General features: G+C 69.3%; 12 protein-coding genes and 1 pseudogene. 5 read left to right on the forward strand and 8 right to left on the reverse strand.

Annotated elements, in window-relative coordinates:
- Positions 1-98 precede the first annotated feature (98 nt).
- Positions 99-452: a hypothetical protein gene (locus tag NE236_RS32175; RefSeq protein ID WP_252845977.1), complete on the reverse strand. Its 354-nt coding sequence runs from the start codon at positions 450-452 to the stop codon at positions 99-101.
- Positions 453-709: 257 nt separating this feature from the next.
- On the opposite strand from NE236_RS32175, the gene NE236_RS32180 reads away from it, so the two are divergent.
- Positions 710-835 (forward strand): hypothetical protein, encoded by a 126-nt coding sequence (locus NE236_RS32180; protein ID WP_252845978.1) that lies wholly within the window; start codon positions 710-712, stop codon positions 833-835.
- 193 nt (positions 836-1,028) lie between these two features.
- Here NE236_RS32180 and NE236_RS32185 read toward each other — a convergent pair whose 3' ends face one another.
- Genes NE236_RS32185 through NE236_RS32195 form a run of 3 tightly spaced genes read right to left on the reverse strand, consistent with a single transcriptional unit; the run spans position 1,029 to position 4,092 of the window.
- A complete protein-coding gene (locus NE236_RS32185; RefSeq protein WP_252845979.1) occupies positions 1,029-2,819 on the reverse strand; it encodes an ABC transporter permease in 1,791 nt (596 codons plus the stop codon).
- 5 nt (positions 2,820-2,824) lie between these two features.
- The gene (locus NE236_RS32190; RefSeq protein WP_252845980.1) at positions 2,825-3,562 is read right to left on the reverse strand and encodes an ABC transporter ATP-binding protein; all 738 of its coding nucleotides are present in this window, start codon (positions 3,560-3,562) and stop codon (positions 2,825-2,827) included.
- Positions 3,559-4,092, reverse strand: a complete 534-nt coding sequence (locus tag NE236_RS32195; RefSeq protein WP_252845981.1) for a PadR family transcriptional regulator — start codon at positions 4,090-4,092, stop codon at positions 3,559-3,561. The genes NE236_RS32190 and NE236_RS32195 overlap by 4 nt, the downstream gene beginning before the upstream one ends.
- 188 nt (positions 4,093-4,280) lie before the next feature.
- On the opposite strand from NE236_RS32195, the gene NE236_RS32200 reads away from it, so the two are divergent.
- Both NE236_RS32200 and NE236_RS32205 read left to right on the forward strand, forming a co-directional pair.
- Positions 4,281-5,285: an alpha/beta hydrolase gene (locus NE236_RS32200; RefSeq protein WP_252845982.1), complete on the forward strand. Its 1,005-nt coding sequence runs from the start codon at positions 4,281-4,283 to the stop codon at positions 5,283-5,285.
- Between the two features lie 159 nt (positions 5,286-5,444).
- Entirely contained in the window at positions 5,445-5,930 is a 486-nt protein-coding gene (locus NE236_RS32205) for a DUF6194 family protein (protein ID WP_252845983.1), read from the forward strand.
- A 102-nt stretch (positions 5,931-6,032) separates the two neighbouring features.
- Here the strand turns inward: NE236_RS32205 and NE236_RS32210 are convergent, their stop codons facing one another.
- The 4 genes and pseudogenes from NE236_RS32210 to NE236_RS45280 all read right to left on the reverse strand — a co-directional run.
- Positions 6,033-7,301, reverse strand: a complete 1,269-nt coding sequence (locus NE236_RS32210; protein WP_252845984.1) for an MFS transporter — start codon at positions 7,299-7,301, stop codon at positions 6,033-6,035.
- A 124-nt stretch (positions 7,302-7,425) separates the two neighbouring features.
- Positions 7,426-9,888, reverse strand: coding sequence for a penicillin acylase family protein (locus NE236_RS32215; RefSeq protein ID WP_252845985.1), 2,463 nt, complete (start codon positions 9,886-9,888; stop codon positions 7,426-7,428).
- 34 nt (positions 9,889-9,922) lie between these two features.
- Entirely contained in the window at positions 9,923-10,093 is a 171-nt protein-coding gene (locus tag NE236_RS32220; protein WP_252845986.1) for a hypothetical protein, read from the reverse strand.
- A 43-nt stretch (positions 10,094-10,136) separates the two neighbouring features.
- Positions 10,137-10,454, reverse strand: a pseudogene (locus NE236_RS45280) (ATP-binding cassette domain-containing protein); the annotation flags it as partial.
- Positions 10,455-10,776: 322 nt separating this feature from the next.
- Between NE236_RS45280 and NE236_RS32225 the strand changes: the two are divergent.
- Complete coding sequence (locus NE236_RS32225; RefSeq protein ID WP_252845987.1) at positions 10,777-11,937, forward strand: sensor histidine kinase; 1,161 nt, start codon at positions 10,777-10,779, stop codon at positions 11,935-11,937.
- Positions 11,934-12,617 (forward strand): response regulator, encoded by a 684-nt coding sequence (locus NE236_RS32230; RefSeq protein ID WP_252845988.1) that lies wholly within the window; start codon positions 11,934-11,936, stop codon positions 12,615-12,617. The genes NE236_RS32225 and NE236_RS32230 overlap by 4 nt, the downstream gene beginning before the upstream one ends.
- Positions 12,618-12,630 lie beyond the last annotated feature (13 nt).

Raw genomic sequence — 12,630 nt, forward strand, 5'->3', positions numbered from 1 at the left:
GAGAGCCTCACCGGTCTTCTCATCCACCCCGCCACGCAAAAGCACACGGGCGGTCGCGGTCCGGGCGGCCTGCCCCTCGGCCAACGGAAGCTTGCGGCTCATGCAACACGACCCGGCGGGCACTGCCCAGTCCGGGCCGGCAACCGCCTGCGCGCCTGGCCCGACCGCATCCCGTACAGCCGCCCCGCGAACATCGCCGCCACGGACGCGAAATCCACCAGCGCACCCCAGCCACAGGACCTGCCGGGGCGCAGCACCTCCAGCTCAACACCATCCGCCGCGAACAGGCACTTGAGCCAGCCCACCCCGAACCGGGCCAAACGGTCCTCACACCTCACCCGCACCACCCTCACGATCGCGCCGGCATCGGCCAGCACGTCGGCGACGGTGTCCGCCAACCGATCCTCCGCGAGCAGCGCCGCGGTGATCTCACACTTGATGTCGGCGAGCACGCCCAGAGAACCGTCCGGGCGGGAGCCGCTCACCCCTCTTGCCGATACGTGACGGGACACGAACGCACAGTAGCGACCCGCATCGACGTTCCGCTCGATGATTCGAAAACTCGAGCGAGATCAACCCGCCAGGACGTCGACCACCCACCGGCGAAGCGTCATCGGATGCACCCCGAACGCTCCACCGCCTTCGACAAACACAGCAACTCCACGCCCCCGAGAGCACCGAAGTAACATAGGGATCCCTAAGCAAACCTGTGGGCCTCTGGCCGGGCGAGTCGACGACGCTGACCGCCACCTTCCGCACGGCCGACCTGCACGGCGGGGCGGCCGGCGTCCGTGTCGCCGGCTGGAACGTGGCGACCCGGACGGTGACCGGATGACGGGCGCCACACCGGGAACCCGCCGTCCGCTCGCGCGTCGCCGGTCGCCGCTGATCCCGAACCGTTCCCGCGTGCCCGGGAAGCACCCCCGGTAACGGCGGCCGCCGGTCGGTTCAGTCGGTGACTCCCGGTGTTAGAACGTGCGCGATTCCACGGCGAGCCCCGCAACGGTCAGAAGGACCCGGATCGACGCTCACGTTGCTTCGGCGCTGAGGGTTTGTGCGACGGATTTGCGGGCTGCGATGCGGGCGGGTACGGCGGTGAGTGCGGCTGTTGCCGGTAGGGCGGCGAGTGCGGCGGTGAACAGCAACCACGCGGGGGGCCAGGTCACATCTCCGGCGCTGAAGATCAGGCACAGGGTGATGCCCATGGGGATGCCGGCGAGGGCACCGGGCAGCGTCGGAAGTAGTTGCGCGACGGATAGTCCGGCGGTGATCTGTCCGGGGGTGGCGCCGAGGGTGCGTGCGATGGCCATGGTGGGTCGGGCTTCTTGTGCTGTGGTCCAGGTGATGGTGATGGTGTTGATGACGGCGAGGATGATCAGCGCGGCCGTGACGGCCAGCATCATGTGTCGTCCTTGGTCGACCTTCAGATTGGTCAGGCTGGAAGAGCCTCCCAGGCCGTAGCCCCTGGCGGGCTGGGCGTTGAGCATCAGCAGGGCGATGATCGCGGTCAGCGTGGCCGTCATGTTGCATGCGTGCAGGATGGCGCGGCCGGGTCGCCGGGCGATCAGTCGTAGCCCGAGCAGGAGTGGGGCCGGCAGCATCGCGGAGATTCTGGTCAGGTGGGCCCGGTGCTGGGGCTGGTGGGCGGTGTCGGCGAGTGCGGCGACGGTTTCGGTGCGCAGGGCCCGTACGGTCGGGCCGAGGGTGGTGAGGGCCGCCACGGCCAGGGCGATGATGGTCGTGACGGCGATGGTGGTGCCGGTCGGTCCGGCGGCAGCGGTGATCAAGCTGGCAGTGGGATTGATGAGGGCGGGCTCGGCCAGCCGAGCGGCCGTCAGCCCCAGGGCGTCGGCGAGTAGCGCGAGGGTCAGGTATTCGGCGAGCAGGACGGCGGCGATGAAGCCGGGTGTGGCGCCGACGGCCTTGAGCAAGCCGACCCGGCGGGTTTGCTTGGCGGCACGTCCCGCGGCCAGCGTGGCCACGCCGGCGATGGCCAGGAAGCAGAGCAGCCAGCTGCCGATGACCAGGATCGGCTGGCTGTCCTTGAGCATGACCGAGTCCTGGACGACCATGAACTGCCAGGTGACGAAATGCGTGGTGGTCTGGTTGGGATCCACGGACGCCCTGTGTGAGTCCAAGAACGCTTGGGTTGCGGCGGGGTCGCGCAGCTTCAGGTAGATGGCGGAGGTCACCGACAGGTTCGCGGAGACCAGCGCCCGAGTGTCCGGCTCGTTCAGCCAGACCAGACCGCTGTTGTCACCCGGCCCTTCGGCCCCCATCTCCGCCCACGGGTAGACGGTGTAAGCCGCGGTCACGGCGATTCCGACGATCGGAAGCGAGCGGCCGGCGACGGTGACGTGGTCGCCGACGTGGACACCCAGAGCGTTGGCGAAGCCGCGTTCGACCACGACGCCTCCGGGGCGTACCCAGCTGCCCGAGGTCACCAACGGGCGGTCGACCGGGCCCGGTGTCGCACCGGCGCCTTGCACCACCACGTTCGCCGTGGCGCCGCGCGCCGTGAGGGTCGTAGAGAACTGGCGGTACGGTCCGCTGTGGGCGACGACTTCGGGAGCGTGTTCCAACGAGGTCAGGGCCGAGGTCGCGGTCCGGTCGCTGCCGGGGGAAAACGCCACGAAGTCCGGACCGGCGGTGGCTGCACGGGTCTGCCGGTACAGCGTTTCGGTCGCGCCGTGCAGTGACATGCCCAGGCTCAGCATGGCGGTGGCGGCGGTTATCGAGACCAGGAGCATCACCGCCTGGGCGGGATGGCGGCGTACGTCGGCCAGAACGAGGCGGAAGATGAGCAGGGTGCGGCCCACGGCGTTCAGTCCTCCAGTCCGATCAGGCCGTCGAGCCGCCCGGTGCGGCCTGCCAGTTGGGTGTCGTCGACGAACATTCCGTCGCGCATCGTGACCAGCCGGTCCGCGGTGGCCGCGACCCGCTCGTCATGCGTGACGACCACGAGGGTCTGCCCTGCGGCACGCAGGTCCGCGAAGATCCGCAGCACATCGAGCGTCGCCGCGGTGTCCAGGTTCCCGGTCGGCTCATCGGCCAGCAGGACCAGTGGCTCGTTGGCCATGGCCCGGGCGATGGCCACCCGCTGACGCTGCCCTCCCGACAGTTGCCAGGGCAGATGCCGGGTGCGGTCGGCGAGCCCGAACCGCTCCAGCAGGAAGGCCGCGCGACGCCTGGCCGCGCGCGCCGAGCGCCCGGCCAAGAGCACGGGCAGCTCCACGTTCTCCGCCGCCGACAGCTCCTCGATCAGATGGAAGGCCTGGAAGACGAATCCCACCGACCGGCGCCGCAGCCGGGCCAAACCCCGTTCGTTCACGGTGTCGATGCGCTGGCCGGCCAGCCACACCTGCCCATCGGAGGGCCGCTCCAGGCCACCCAACAGGTGCAGCAGTGTCGACTTCCCACAACCGCTGGGCCCCATCACCGCCAACATCTGTCCCGCCGGCACCTCCAGGTCGACCCCATCGACCGCACGAACCAGACCCTGCCCCTGACCATGCTCCTTGAACAGGCCACGGACCCGCACCACACCACCGAACTCGTTCATCCACCCTCAGATTCGTATCCGGCCCTCGACCAGACTCGCTCGCAGGCTTCCAACCAGCGCAGGTCCGCCTGCAGCCGCAACGCGACCCCTTCCAGCAGCAAGCCGGCGGTCGAGCCATCCGGCTCGGCCAGCAGCGCGCGCTGCGCTTCACCCAAGCGCCGCAGCAACTCACGGCGCTGCGCGTCCACCAGCTCCACCGGATCGGCGAGCCGGGCCGCGGCCGCCGCGGCGAGTTTGAGGTGGAACTCCGCCAGATCCGGTTTCGGCCAGCCCACCTCGGTCAGCCAGGCGGCCACCCGCTGCTGTCCAGCCGACGTGAGCGCATACACCTTGCGGTCCGGCCGATCCGGCAGCCCGTCCACCCGTTCGCAGACGACCAGTCCCGCTCTTTCCAGCCGGGCCAGCGTCACATAGACCTGACCCGCGTTCATCGACTCCCCCAGCGGGCCGAGAACCCGCCGCAGCCGCGCGCGCAGCTGGTAGCCGTGCGACGGTTCCTTCGCGAGCATCGCCAGCACCGCGTCTTGCATGCATCCCCCTAACAGCTAACCAATAGATAGCGGTTAGCTGATATGGGCGTCAAACGGGGTCGCGTGCCCGAGGAGCACCCCCGGTAGCGGAAGGCCGCCGGTCGGCCGATCTTTACCTGGGCCGAACCAGGACCGTGATCTCCTCGTGTCCGACAGGGTGTCGCGCGGCCTGGCTCAGGAGTGATCGGGTGGCTGACCGGTACGTGTCGCCGAAGCTCGTGTCGGTGGTGGTGCTCGTGCTCGCCGCGGTGGCGGCCGGCTGCGGATCGCGCGCGCCGTCGAAGGCCGCGACGCCACCCACGTTCACGCCGAGCACGGCGGGCACGGTCCCGGGGACACCGGGGCGCGCGTCCGCGCTCGCGATGCCGACCGGTCCCCGGGCGCACTTCACCGTCGCGCGCCGCACCTCGGCCGGCCCGATCCTGCTGACGCGGCTGACGGGGGCCAGGTCCGGGGTGACCGGGAAGGTCTGGGTCTGGCTGCCGCCGCAGTACGACGAGCCAGGGTACGCCCGGACCGGTTTTCCCGTGATCATTCTCCACACGGGCGGCACCGGCGCCGGGTACAACTACTGGGCCGACCCGAGCGTGCTGCCGACCCAGGCGGACGACGTGAACCTGGCCAGGGCGGGCAGGGCCCATCCGTTCATCATGGTGATGCCCGTCCTGCAACTGTGGGCACGCCAGGACACCGAGTGCAGCGACATCCCCGGCCGGGCGAAGATGGGCACCTGGCTCGGCCAGGACGTGCCCGCGTTCGTCCGGGCCAACTTCCGCACGCTGAGAAGCCGCGACGGCTGGGGAGCGGCCGGGGCGTCCTCCGGGGCGTTCTGCGCCGTGAAGCTGGCCGTCGAGCACCCGGACGAGTTCAAGGCCGCCGTCTCGTGGGGCGGCTACTTCTCCCCCGAGACCGACCTGCGCTGGTCGGTGAAGGGCCGGCGGGCCAACAGCCCGGACCTGATCCTCAAGAGGACCCGGCCGGACATCCGGCTGTTGCTCCTCGCGGGCGGCGCTCCCCGCTTCCGCGCGGACGTCGACCGGATGACCGCGCTCACGAGACTGATCAGGCGACCCACCCTGGCCACGACCTACGTCCAGCCGGGCGGCGGGCACTACACCGAGGACCTGAAGAAACTCGTCCCGCGGATCCTGGAGTTCCTGACCGCGAACCTGCGGGGTCCCGTGACCGGCTGACACCGTGCCCGTTCTCCCGGTGGCTTCAACGAAGGTTTGAAGGTCGCCCTCCGGCACCCAGGGAATAGATCGCCGATCGCGGTGAAAAGTCTCAAAGGGGACTTCAATGGAACACTTGAAGGGAGGTCAGACCGAGATCCGACACCGAGAAGGGCCATCGTGACCGAGGACGAGATCATCCAGCTCGTGGCAGCCATGTCCGGAACCGTCGTCTTCACCGCCGGGGAGGGCGACGGGTCTCCGGAGGTGGCCTGGGGGGACACCTTCTTCCACTACGACCCCCACGGGAAGGCGCTCGCCGATCGCGGCCTCCCCTTCGCGACGATCGTCATCAAGGACTACCCCGGCTACGACACCGCCTCCGCCCTCGACCGCGACGGTGTGTTCCGGTTGAACGTCGCCGTCGGCCGCAGGAGGTTCGAGGAGTTGCTCGGCTTCCCGCCGGCGGCGCACGCCGACCACGACGCCGGCATCGACTACACGGTGACCGACCGGGTCCTCCCGCATCCGGTGTACGCCGCCCAGGGGTGGATCTGCGTCCTCAACCCCGGTGACGCGACCGGCGACCTCGCGCGTTCTCTCCTGGAGGAGAGTCACGCCCGGACGGCCGAACGGCTCGACCGCACCCGGCCGAACGCCGGCTGAGCCCGCGGCATGCTCGGCCGCCTCCGCGATCAGCTTGAGGGCGGCCGGCGCCAGACCGCGCGGGCTCGCTCCTCGAACGAGGGGTGGGCCGGCGCGAGCCGGTCAGACTTTGTCCGGGACCGCCTCCGCGGCGCGGCCGAACTCCACGCTGTGCGCCTCACGGCCGAATGCGGTCAGCAGGATCATCACCAGGAGAGTCGGCGCGACCACGACGGCGAACGCGAACGAGTAACTGCGCCCCTCCGCCAAGTGCTCCTGCAACGGCAGGTTGATCGCGGCGAGCAGATTGCCGAGCTGGTAGGTCACGCCGGGATAGAAGCCGCGGATGGCGTCGGGTGACATCTCGGTGAGGTGCGCGGGGATGACGCCCCAGGCGCCCTGGACGAAGAACTGCATCAGGAACGCGCTGATCGCCAGCAACGCCGTGCTCTTGGAGTAGGCGAAGAGCGGCACGACAAGGAGCGCGAGCAGGCCGGCGCCGACGATGGCCCGGCGGCGCCCGAAGCGCTGGGACAGCGTGCCCACCGTGATTCCGCCGAGGATGGCACCGATGTTGTAGATGACCGCGATGCCGACCGCGTAGTGCGGCGAGTGGTGCAGGCCCTTCTTCAGGAACGTCGGGTAGACGTCCTGCGTGCCGTGGGACATCAGGTTGAAGGTGGTCATCAGCAGCACAAGGTAGATGAACCGGATCAGCACCTTCCGGTCGAAGAAGACCTTGCGCAGCGGCGTGCGCGTGAGCTTAAGGCGTTCATTGGTGCGCTCCCAGGCCTCGGATTCGCCCACGCGGTAGCGGACGTACAGCGCGACGAGCGCCGGCGCCGCGCCGAAGACGAACAGGCCGCGCCAGCCGAACAGCGGCGTGATCGCGAAGTATGCGAGCGCCGCCACCAGGTAGCCCACGGGGTAGCCGACCTGGAGAAGTCCGGAGTAGAAGCCGCGCTTGCTGACCGGGATCTTTTCCATGGCCAGCGAGGCGCCCAGTCCCCATTCGCCTCCCATGCCGATGCCGTACAGGAACCGAAGGACGAGCAGCATCGTCAGCGAGGTCGAGAAGCCGGAGATCAGCTCGATGATCGAGTAGAACAGCACGTCGACCATGAGGGGCAGCCGCCGGCCGACCTTGTCCGCCCAGACGCCGAACAGGTACGCGCCGAGCGGCCGGGCGATCAGCGTCAGCGTCGTCGCGACGGTGACCTTCTCCGCCGACGTACCGAAGTCCTTGGCCACCTCCGTGATGACGAACACGAGCAGGAAGTAGTCGAACGCATCCATCGCCCAGCCGAGAAACGCGGCGAGGAAGGCGTTGCGCTGGTCGCGGGTGAGCCCGCCAGCCTGGTCACGGATATCGCCGAGCAAAGACATGCCCATCTGCGGTCCTTCGTCCGATCCGACGCTTCCAGCCGCTCTTTACCCTCCCTTGGGCCGGCTGACTCGCCGCAAGGTCCGCCTGTGGCGATCACTGTTTCTCCGATTCGATGACTCAGCGGCGTCGTCAGTCGTGCAGGGTCGTGGTCCGCAGGTACGGGTCGGCCTTGATCTCGGCGTCGGCGAACCGTTCGATGACCCACCGTTTGTGGGAGAACAGGACCGTCTGTTCGGTGTGATGGGGTGAGCCGGGGTCGGCGGACTCGGAGTAGGTGAGGACGGTGCGGCTGCGAGGGCCGCGCCGTGTCAGCTCGACGGCCATGATGAAGGTCGAGCCGTGGTCGTTGTCGGGGTACCCGTTCGTGGTCGGCGGGCCGACCGGATCGACGATGTTGAAGCAGCCCTCGTCGTCCGGGCAGCCGTGCAGCGGGATCGATTGGTAGTGCTGGGCGCTGCCCAGCGCGATGCTCAGCGGGATACGCCCGTTCTGGAAGGTCTGGACCGCATCGGCCAGGGCGCGCCGGACACCTGGGGCGTCTCCATTGATCTCGCGTGGGGTGGTCAGCGGGTGGGCGGGGTCGAAGGGCACCCGCCATCTGTCCGCCGTGTCCTCCGCCCGTACCCAGAACTCCCGCCACAGGACGGCGCCGCGGCTGTCGAGGTTCGTGTGGGCGTCCCAGGCGGCGAGGGTGGTGCAGGCCTGCCGCACGTCGACCCGCCTGCCGTCGGTGGCGGTCAGGGTGGGATGCGCGCGGCACATCTTCACCACGTCGGTACGGCCGAGTTCGGCGCTGTAGTCGCGGTCGCCGAGCATCGTGGCCTGCAGTGTGGGCAGCGTGAAGCCGCGTGGGCCGAGGCCATCGGTACCCTCCAGCCGCTGACTGATCATCTTGAGGCTGAGCCGGGTGCGCAGCTCCCGCGTGGTACCGCTGTCGCCGAAGACGGCCGGGTAGCCGTTGATCGGCGCCTTCGGATTGGTCAACCAGGGACTCATGTTCGAGTTGGTCACGTAGTCGGTGCGGCTCAGCGTCGGGTCGTGTCCGGGTCCGAAGATCCCGGGCTCGATCGCGTCCGGGTCGCTGCCCCAGCCGCACGTCGACGTCGAACCATCGAGGACGAAGGTGCCGGGATAGGCCGTCCTGCCCTGAGGGGTGTCGATGCAGCGCTTGGCTTCTTCGTCCGTGACGTGCGGGACGACCGAGGCGTCGGCGAAGTAGGTCTTACCGCTGGTGTCCGTGGCCATCGTGTAGAGGAACGGCAGGCCCTGGTGGGTGCGCTGGGCGGTGCGGAGCTGGGCGATGTCCTGCGAGGAGTCCATCGCGAGCCATTCATTCAACGACCGCAGGTTTTCGGCGTTGGCGTCGCGGACGGCGAACGCGGTGGTGGCCGTCCAGCCGGTGGCGATCACCGGCCCGTAGCGCGAGCTGTAGAGGGTCCGGGTGACGGTCGATGGTCTGCCGTCGGAACCGCGAACGGTGACCTTCACGGTTCGTCGGCTCATCGATTCGGTCCGGCCGTTCACTCGATAACTGGTCGGCCTACCGGGCACGAGAGCCAGCTGGTACAGCGTGAATCGCTGGGCGTGAGAGACGGTGTGCGTCCAGGCCAGCCGGTCGGTGTGGCCGAGCATGACCGCCGGAACGCCGTACCAGCTGACGCCCGACACGTTCAGTGTTCCGGGAATGGTGAGCTGGACCTGGTAGAGGCGGGCGTCGCCGTTCCAAGGGAGATGCGGGTTGGCCAGCAGCATCCCGTCGTGATCGCGTGTCGCGTCGCGGCCCAGCGCCCAGCCGTTGCTGCCGAGAGTGTCGGCGCGCGCGGCCGATGCCGGCCTGAGCGGCGTGGCCGACGGGGACGTCGTGGCGGCGCCCTTGGCCGTCGGCGGGGTCGCGGTGGCGATGGCCTGCCTGAGATGCGTGGCGCCGTTGAGCTGGTCGATGTCGTAAATGCCGCTCCAGACGTCCAGCGCGGTGATCGGAGTGACCCAGGCCTTGCCCCGGCAGGTCGGATCCGGCAGCCGCGCCGCCGTGGTGCCACGCAAATAGCGGTTGTAGCCGGCGACGTATCCGTCGACCATCCGGCGCGCCTGCGTGGTCGGCCCGAGAGGCGCCGGGCGTGCGAGCAGCCGCCGCACGACGTCTGATCTTCGGATGCCCTGGTAGTAGACGTCGCTCGCCAGGTTGGTGGTCGGAGGCACCAGAGTGTCGCTGGTCTCCGCCGTCGGGCCGAAGTACTGCGAGCGCTCGCCTCGCAGCGTGAGCACCCGGTCGGCCATGACGCACAGGTCGTCTTGGGCGAACGCGTACCCATACCCGTAGCCGAGACCTCCGTAGTCGGCCGCCTGGATGTGCGGGATGCCGTACTCGGTCCGCCGGATCGTCACGGCATACCGGCCGGTTGTCGTCGTCCCTCCGGCCAGCCGCGCCTCCGGCGAGGGCGGCTGGGACGTCAGCGCCCACGTGGTGGCCGCCGCAGCGGCCATGCCCAGCGCGATCAGGGCGGACGTCATCCGGCGCTGTGCTGCCTTGCCGGTCGTCTTGCCCGGGAGTCCAGCGAAACGCTGGCGTGCGGGGGTGTTTTCCGGATTCATGAAATCCGCCTTTTTGAATCGCTTATCCGGTGAATTACTCGGTGCGGAGCGCCGTGACCGTCCGGGCACGCGCGGCCCAGCCGGCGGGCATGAGCGCTCCGAGGACGGAGATGACCAGGCCGCCGAGACCGAGCGCGACAAGTTCTGGCGCGTGATACACGTCGATGGCCGCGGCGGGGAAGTTGAGCCGGGCGCTGTGGCCCATTGCCGGCACGGTCACCGCATGGATCGCCAGGCCGGCCGATGCCGAGCGCGTCGAGCAGCTCCGCCGCGCGCCTGCGCGCCTTGGCGCGCGCCATCCCGGCCAGTTCCGCCGGGAGCACCACGTTGTCGGTGACCGTCAGGTCGTCGAGCAGATTGAAGAACTGGAAGACCATGCCGATCTTGGCGCGCCGGTAGCGTGCCGAACGCGCCTCGCCCAACCTGTCCACCCGCACGCCGTCCACCGTGACGGTCCCGGCGCTCGGCCGGTCCAGGCCGGCGATGAGGTTGAGCATGGTGGACTTACCGCTACCGGACCGTCCGAGGATCGCAACGGACTCGCCACCCCTGACGGTCAGCGACACGTCGTTCAGCGCTGCCGGCCCTTCGTCGTATCGGCGGCTGACAGCCGCTCAGCTCGATCACAGGCGTTGTCATCATCGTTTCCCTCCATCGCCCGACTGGCCGGTGCGACGCTAGGGGCGCACGCCGGGCCGCCACGTCGCTCGGCAGAGGCATTTCGGGTACCGCATCGGGCTGAGGCCGCCCGGCGTCATCCTTGCGATGTAGGCGTGAGATGTACGGGGGATGGTCGCGCCGAGGGATGTACCGTGCCGGGCCGGCGGGCAGAATGATCCAGTGCCGAACGTGCTGATAGCGGACCAAATGCGCGGTCTGACCGGCCAGATGACGCGTCAGACCGGGCGTCTTCCGCGCCTCACGCGGCGCAGCCGGGCATTCGACGCGACGCTGGCACTGGCCCTGGCTCTCATCGGCGCCCGCTATGTCACCATCATCAACGGGGTGGACTGGACCGGCTCGGTGCTCCTCGTACCGCTCGCCTCGGCGCCCCTGGCGCTCCGCCGCCGGGTCCCGTTGACGGTGCTGTGGACGGTGATGGTCGTGACGCCGTTGATCAGGCACAGCTCCCAGGACATCGCCTTGTACGGCGGCGTGGTCTGCGTCGTCGCCGCCTACAGCGCCGTCGCCCACTGCCGTCGCCCGGTGCCGACGCTGCTGAGCCTGCCGGTGACCGCCGCGGTCCTGGTGATCCTGTTCACGAACGCGAAAATGCCCCACTTCCCCAACGGCGTGATCGCAGTCCTGATCCTGGTGCCGGTCTTGGCGGCGGCCTACGAGATCCGCATGTGGAGACGCCGGGTCGACGAGGGCCGCGCACGGCTGTCCACCATGGAACGCCAGCAGGTCGAGGCATTGAACCGTGCGATCGAGCACGAACGCGCCCGCATCGCCCGCGAACTTCACGACGTGGTGACGCACAACGTCGGAGTGATGGTCATCCAGGCCGGTGCCGCCCGAAAGATCATGGACACCGCCCCCGACCAGGCCCGCGAAGCGCTCCTCGCGGTCGAGGCCGGCGGCCGGGACGCGATGACCGAGCTGGGCCACGTCATGGGACTCTTGACGATGGACGAAGCACCGGCGGACCTCACGCCGCAGCCCGGCCTGAACCGGCTGGACGCCCTGATCGGAGGCGTACGACATGCCGGGATGACCGTCGAGTTGACGGTGACCGGCCACCAGCGCCCCGTACCGCCCGGCGTCGAACTCGCCGCCTACCGGGTGGTCCAGGAGGCCTTGACGAACACGGTGAAACACGCGAGCGGCGCGACCGCGGGCGTGGTCGTCGACTACGCGGCCGATCACCTGCGGGTGGAGGTCACCGACACCGGCGGCCGTCCGAGCACCGCCCTGTCCCCCGGCAGAGGACGCGGATTGATCGGCCTGCGTGAGCGCCTCGCGCTCTACGGCGGGACAATCGACGCCGGACCGCGCCCCAGCGGCGGATACCGTGTCAAAGCACTGATGCCCCTGGAGACGCCGTGACCGAGCCACTGCGTGTCGTGGTCGCCGACGACCAGGCGCTGGTACGCACCGGCTTCAGAATGATCTTGACGTCGGAGGGCATCGAGGTGGTCGCCGAGGCCACCAACGGCGCCGAGGCCATCGACGCGGTCCGCCGCACCCGCCCCGACGTGGTCCTGATGGACATCCGCATGCCGGAGATGGACGGCCTGGAAGCCACGCGACGCATACTCGCCGGCGACGCGGACGGTCCACGCGTGATCATCCTGACCACCTTCGACCTCGACCAGTACGTCTACGCCGCGCTGTCCGCCGGGGCCAGCGGCTTCCTCCTCAAGAACGTCAGCCCCGAACACCTCGCCGCCGCCATCCGCATGGTACGCACGGGCGACGCGCTGCTCGCCCCGACCATCACCCGCCGCCTCGTCGAACGATTCGCCCGCCGCGACTCCACGACCGCCGCGCTCCACCGCGACCTCGCCGCCCTGACCCCACGCGAACTGGAGGTCATGGGCCTGCTCGCCCGCGGACTGAGCAACGCCGAACTCGCCGACCGGCTTCATCTGTCCGAGGCGACCGTCAAGACACACGTCGCCCGCATCCTCGCCAAGCTCAGACTCCGCGACCGCGCCCAAGCGGTCATCGTCGCGTACGAGACCGGACTGGTCACCGCCGGCGGAAGCACAGCACAGTCCTCGTAAGCAGAGACCGTCT

It is taken from the genome of Actinoallomurus purpureus, assembly GCF_024055795.1.
Lineage (GTDB): Bacteria > Actinomycetota > Actinomycetes > Streptosporangiales > Streptosporangiaceae > Actinoallomurus > Actinoallomurus purpureus.

What these genes read in the sequence shown, in the direction of transcription:
- NE236_RS32210 (WP_252845984.1), bottom strand. Translation starts at nt 7,301, where the DNA reads ATGGGCATGTCTTTGCTCGGCGATATCCGTGACCAGGCTGGCGGGCTC.
- NE236_RS32225 (WP_252845987.1), top strand. Translation starts at nt 10,777, where the DNA reads ATGACGCGTCAGACCGGGCGTCTTCCGCGCCTCACGCGGCGCAGCCGG.
- NE236_RS32220 (WP_252845986.1), bottom strand. Translation starts at nt 10,093, where the DNA reads ATGGGCCACAGCGCCCGGCTCAACTTCCCCGCCGCGGCCATCGACGTG.
- NE236_RS32190 (WP_252845980.1), bottom strand. Translation starts at nt 3,562, where the DNA reads ATGAACGAGTTCGGTGGTGTGGTGCGGGTCCGTGGCCTGTTCAAGGAG.
- NE236_RS32195 (WP_252845981.1), bottom strand. Translation starts at nt 4,092, where the DNA reads ATGCAAGACGCGGTGCTGGCGATGCTCGCGAAGGAACCGTCGCACGGC.
- NE236_RS32215 (WP_252845985.1), bottom strand. Translation starts at nt 9,888, where the DNA reads ATGAATCCGGAAAACACCCCCGCACGCCAGCGTTTCGCTGGACTCCCG.